Annotated in this window: 4 protein-coding genes and 1 pseudogene; 1 reads left to right on the top strand and 4 read right to left on the bottom strand. The window is 54.9% G+C overall.

Translation table 11 applies throughout. The annotated features are described in order from the left end of the window. The 4 genes and pseudogenes from M0974_RS00680 to M0974_RS00665 all read right to left on the bottom strand — a co-directional run. Positions 1-196, bottom strand: a pseudogene (locus M0974_RS00680) (DUF4398 domain-containing protein); the annotation flags it as partial. 10 nt (positions 197-206) lie between these two features. Next, positions 207-1,028: an ABC transporter substrate-binding protein gene (locus tag M0974_RS00675; RefSeq protein WP_297831312.1), complete on the bottom strand. Its 822-nt coding sequence runs from the start codon at positions 1,026-1,028 to the stop codon at positions 207-209. 141 nt (positions 1,029-1,169) lie between these two features. Then, positions 1,170-2,099, bottom strand: coding sequence for an FAD-binding protein (locus tag M0974_RS00670; RefSeq protein ID WP_297831308.1), 930 nt, complete (start codon positions 2,097-2,099; stop codon positions 1,170-1,172). A 15-nt stretch (positions 2,100-2,114) separates the two neighbouring features. Further along, entirely contained in the window at positions 2,115-2,879 is a 765-nt protein-coding gene (locus tag M0974_RS00665; RefSeq protein ID WP_297831306.1) for an electron transfer flavoprotein subunit beta/FixA family protein, read from the bottom strand. On the opposite strand from M0974_RS00665, the gene M0974_RS00660 reads away from it, so the two are divergent. Next, positions 2,878-3,129, top strand: coding sequence for a hypothetical protein (locus M0974_RS00660; protein WP_297831304.1), 252 nt, complete (start codon positions 2,878-2,880; stop codon positions 3,127-3,129). The genes M0974_RS00665 and M0974_RS00660 overlap by 2 nt on opposite strands. The last annotated feature ends 130 nt before the right edge of the window (positions 3,130-3,259 follow it).

Raw genomic sequence — 3,259 nt, 5'->3', positions numbered from 1 at the left:
TATGGGCCTTGAGCAGTTTTGATTGAGCCAGACTCATCTCGGGCATTTCGTCGGTCGCACCCACCGCTTTAGCCTGCTCGACGGCCTGGTCAGTCAGCTTCAATTGTGCGAGAGGCGCCGGATCGTTGGCACAGCCAACCAAAGCGGCAAGCACTGAAGCAAGCGCCGCGGCGGCAAATAAAGGTCGAATAGTCACGAAAACATTCCTACTTGTTTGGGGCACTGGCCGGTTGCAACTGCGCTTTCCACAGCTCTAGATTACGCGTTACAGCGTCGCCTGAAAGGCCGGAGGCGGCCAATTCTGTCATCTTTTTCGTCAACTGTCCGCGCAGCCAAGGTTCGTTGCAGGCAGAGTTGAATGACAAGCCGAGGTACAAACCGGTTTTATCCAAGGGTAAAGGTTGAGCAATCACATCTGCCGACAAGCCCAATGTCTGGGTCATGGCCAAGCCGCTGTAGCGACCGGCGAGCACGTATTCAAAGTGCCCGAGCATGAGCGACTGGAAAGCTACGGTCAGATTAGCCGTACGTTCCACGCTTAGATATTCTGCTGTCGCCGCTTCGAAAACAGGCGTCAACCGAATCTTCTCCGACATCCCCCCGGAATGCCCGTGCAGATCTACCATGGCATTGAACGGTTGCACGTGATCGCGGCGCGTCCAGACCATGATTTCGTTTTGGGTCAAAGCCGGATGAATGTAGTCCAACGACTCTAGCTCAGCGCTCGTCAGTGGCGCATCGATCAGCAAATCCATGCGACCGCTGCGGACCTCATCCAGCGCCTGGCTGCGTTTTCCGGCGTACAGAATCTCGACTTTCAAGCCAATTTCTTGCGCGGCCTGCTTAAACAGATCCGCATTGGCGCCCATCAAATGGTTGGGGTCTTGTGGGTTACGCCACAGATAGGGTGGCGCATCAGGACTGCCGGTGACGATAACGCGCTCGCATTTACCTACAGCGAACGCGTGGACGGGAAGCATGAACATGCCAAAAAAAAGCGCTGGCAATAACAGCCGAGGCTTACCCATGGATCAATCCTTAATCGAAGCCAATAAAAAACCCGCTCATTGGAGGCTGTGCGAAATGTGCCGCGTGTCGAACCCTGCGACCCACTGCTTTTCACTCAGCCCCGAAACGAACGGGTTCTCTTTATAAGTTAAGAGCCTGGATTAAACCAGCTTCTCGAACTCAGGTACGGCTTCGAACAAATCAGCAACCAGGCCGTAATCAGCCACTTGGAAAATCGGCGCTTCTTCATCCTTGTTGATCGCAACGATCACTTTGGAATCTTTCATACCGGCCAAATGCTGGATCGCGCCGGAAATACCGACGGCAATGTACAGCTGTGGCGCAACGATTTTACCGGTCTGACCGACCTGCATGTCGTTGGGTACAAAACCTGCGTCGACGGCGGCGCGGGAAGCACCCACCGCTGCGCCTAACTTGTCAGCAAGGGCGTACAGGTGTTTGAAGTTGTCGCCGTTCTGCATGCCACGACCGCCTGAAACGACGATTTTGGCAGCGGTCAATTCCGGACGATCCGACTTGGCCAGTTCTTCACCAACGAAGGTGGATTTGCCAGCATCGTGAGCAGCTGAAACAGCTTCAACCGCAGCCGAACCACCTTCTGCGGCCACTGGATCAAAACCAGTTGCGCGCACGGTGATCACTTTGATCGCTGCCGAAGACTGCACGGTGGCGATGGCGTTACCGGCGTAGATCGGACGTTTGAAGGTGTCAGCGCTGTCAACGGCGATGATTTCCGAGATCTGATCAACATCCAACTGCGCAGCAACACGCGGCATGATGTTTTTGCCGTTAGCCGTCGCGGCAGCCAACACGTGGCTGTAGCCCGCAGCCAGCTCGACAATCAGCGGCGCAACGTTTTCAGGCAGTTGGTGTGCATAGGCCGCGTTGTCCGCGACCAGCACTTTCGAAACACCTGCGATTTTCGCCGCTGCTTCACCGACTGCACTGATGCCGGCACCGGCGACCAGCACGTGAATATCACCGCCGATTTTTACAGCGGCCGCCACGGTGTTCAGGGTCGCTGGAGCAACAACACCATTTTCGTGTTCTGCGATAACCAAGATAGTCATATTAGGCTCCTTAACTCAAAGCACCTTCGCTTCGTTTTTCAGTTTCTCGACCAGTTCAGCCACCGACTTGACCTTGATGCCCGCGCTGCGAGTCGCCGGCGCTTCAACTTTCAGGGTTTTAGTGGTGGAGGCGGTAGATACGCCCAAAGCGTCAGGAGTCAGCACTTCAAGTGGCTTCTTCTTGGCTTTCATGATGTTTGGCAAGGACGCGTAGCGTGGCTCGTTCAGACGCAAGTCTGTGGTCACGATCGCTGGCAGGCTGAGGGATACAGTCTGCAGGCCAGCATCGACTTCGCGAGTCACGCTGACTTTATCGCCAGACACTTCGATCTTCGAAGCAAACGTACCTTGGGCGTAACCACTCAAGGCAGCCAACATCTGACCGGTCTGGTTGTTATCGCTGTCGATGGCCTGTTTACCCAGGATCACCAACTGCGGTTGTTCTTTGTCGACTACAGCCTTGAGCAGCTTGGCCACGGCCAGCGAATTCAACTCTTCGGCGCACTCAACCAAGATGGCGCGATCAGCCCCCAGAGCCAACGCAGTACGCAGTTGCTCCTGAGCACTTGTCGGGCCAATGGAAACGACGACGATCTCGGTGACGACGCCCCCCTCTTTTATAGAAAGCTCCTTCAGGCGTACGGCCTCTTCCACAGCGATTTCGCAGAAGGGATTCATCGACATTTTAACGTTGGCGAGGTCGACGCCGGAGTTGTCCGCTTTGACGCGAACCTTGACGTTGTAGTCGACCACTCGTTTGACAGCTACAAGAACCTTCATGGATTCCTCGTTACTCTCCGGTGAAAAGAAAGTCGCCTGGGCGGACCTGGCGATCGGTGCAGCCTACGGCGAGCGCAAAACCGCCCGTATCTTGACCGCAACGTCTTTTCTGGTCAATACGACAAAATGGCCAGATATAAGCCGCGTGTCTTTGATTTATCTGGGCTGTAGCGAATTCAAACAAACGTTTGTATTGGACCTGCGCGACGGTGTAGATATAATGCGCCCCTTTGGCGGCGCGCGGCGGTGAGAATCATACCTGCGTTGCTCTTCATTATTACTATAAAAAATATACTGTGAGCCTGAGTAGGAGATAGCCTGTGGAACGCGAATACATGGAATTCGACGTCGTCATCGTCGGCGCCGGCCCTGCTGGCCTT

Source organism: Pseudomonas sp., from assembly GCF_026224925.1.
Classification (GTDB): Bacteria; Pseudomonadota; Gammaproteobacteria; order Pseudomonadales; family Pseudomonadaceae; genus Aquipseudomonas.
The sequence above is the reverse complement of the archived record's forward strand: the minus strand, read 5'-3'. Positions and strand labels throughout refer to the sequence as shown.